Origin of the sequence: Blautia sp. TF10-30 (genome assembly GCF_003481245.1) — a bacterium.
Taxonomy (GTDB): Bacteria; Bacillota; Clostridia; order Lachnospirales; family Lachnospiraceae; genus Fusicatenibacter; species Fusicatenibacter saccharivorans.
This window is the reverse complement of sequence record NZ_QUKM01000035.1, coordinates 1-1,723: the sequence shown is the minus strand read 5'-3', so window position 1 is coordinate 1,723 and position 1,723 is coordinate 1. Positions and strand designations below refer to the sequence as shown.

General features: G+C 37.3%; 2 protein-coding genes. Both read right to left on the bottom strand.

The window, feature by feature from the left end:
• Window positions 1-78: 78 nt before the first annotated feature.
• On the bottom strand, window positions 79-972 hold the full coding sequence (locus DXD02_RS15260; protein ID WP_118667096.1) for an IS3 family transposase: 894 nt from the start codon (window positions 970-972) through the stop codon (window positions 79-81).
• Window positions 973-977: 5 nt separating this feature from the next.
• Window positions 978-1,655: a helix-turn-helix domain-containing protein gene (locus DXD02_RS15255; RefSeq protein WP_118667095.1), complete on the bottom strand. Its 678-nt coding sequence runs from the start codon at window positions 1,653-1,655 to the stop codon at window positions 978-980.
• Window positions 1,656-1,723 lie beyond the last annotated feature (68 nt).

Below are 1,723 nucleotides of genomic sequence, written 5' to 3'. Positions count from 1 at the left end.
TGAACCGCTCCCCGTCAAGTAGACAATTGAAAAAATATAAATTTTTCCTGCCAGTAGAAATTTATCTGCTGGCAGTTTTTATGCAGCTTGCAAGTAAATTTCATGTTTTTCCATTGGCGTTAAAATTCCAAGATTCCTTTGCAAGCGTTTATTGTTGTAGTAATCTATATAATCTTCGATCATTTTTACGAGAGTACCTCTATCAGTGAATCGTTTTCCATAATATCGCTCTCTCTTCAGAATTCCCCAAAAGCCTTCCATTGGTCCATTGTCGATACATTTAGCAACTCGCGACATGCTTTGTATTATTCCAGCAGTTACAAGTTTTGTATGAAATGTCCTGTTCGTATATTGGAATCCTCTGTCACTGTGAAACAGTGGCTGCGCACCAGGATTTCTAAGTAAAGCATTGTCTACCGTATCAAACACCAAAGCATTGTTGTTCTTATCACGAATAACATACGAAACAATCCGTCTATCATATAGATCCAGTATTGCACTTAGATAAACTTTATGCTTTTCCATCCCAATATAATAATGGAATTCTGTCACATCAGTGAGCCATTTTTCATTTGGTGCTTTGGCAGTGAACTCCCGATTAAGTATGTTTTCAGCTATATACTGAGGGCTTGAAGCCTGTCTTGTGCATCCGTTGTTAGAATACTTGATAGTTGATTTTACATTAAGTTTACGGCAAATGCGTAGCACACGTTTATCGTTTACATCAATACCATGATATCGTTCCAAGTCATCCCTGATCCTTCGATAGCCTTTATCCGGTGAGTCTGTGTGAATCTTTTCTATCTCGTCGGCAATAAGCCTATTCTTTTGCTCACTTTTAGGAATTTCTCTGTGTAGCCATTTATAATAAGCTGCTCTAGAAACTTTACCAAGTTTACAAAGTGCAGCGATTGGATAATTATGTTCTTTGTGTTCTTCTTTGATTGCCTGATATATATGTTCATGACGGATCAGGCTTAGCCCCGCCTCCTCTCTATTTCTTCGAGTTTTTTTAAAAAAGATGCCTCCATTTCAGCACGTTCTTTCTCTGCTTTTAAAATTTTAACTTCAGCACGCAGCTTTTCTAATTCACTCATTTCATCGGGACGTTTTCGTTTGCCACGGTTATCTCTTAAAGCTTCCACTCCACCAGCTTCATATTCGACTATATAATTGCGAGCCTGTTGATAGGACACCTGGTATTGTTCTGCTGTTTGGGCATAATTACGATCATGTGCGATACAATACTGTACTATTTCAACCCGTTCTTCAAAAGTGGTTTTTCTTCCTTTGGTCATGATAATGTTTCCTCCTGTTCCAGAAGATTTTAATTCTTCATGACCATTATACTTCTTTATCCAGATTTGTAACTTAGCTTTTGAACGGATTCCGTATTTTTTGCAAATATCATCCTGAGAACCATAGCCTGCTAAATAATCTAAGACTGCTTGTTGTTTCAATTCTTTGGAATATTTTTTATTTCCTTTCAATGTGAATGCATTTGCTCCCATAGATTCATAGTTTCGAATCCATTGTTGGACAGATGCGAGACTTACATCAAACATATCGGCAATTCGCCGTTGGCTTTCTTTTCCATCCAGATATAGATTTACAGCATATGTCTTATCCTCAACAGATACTTTTCTTGTGGACATAAAATATGCTCCCTCCTAAGTGACAAGTTTTTATTATTTCACTTGTCTACCTAGAAGGGAGCATATCA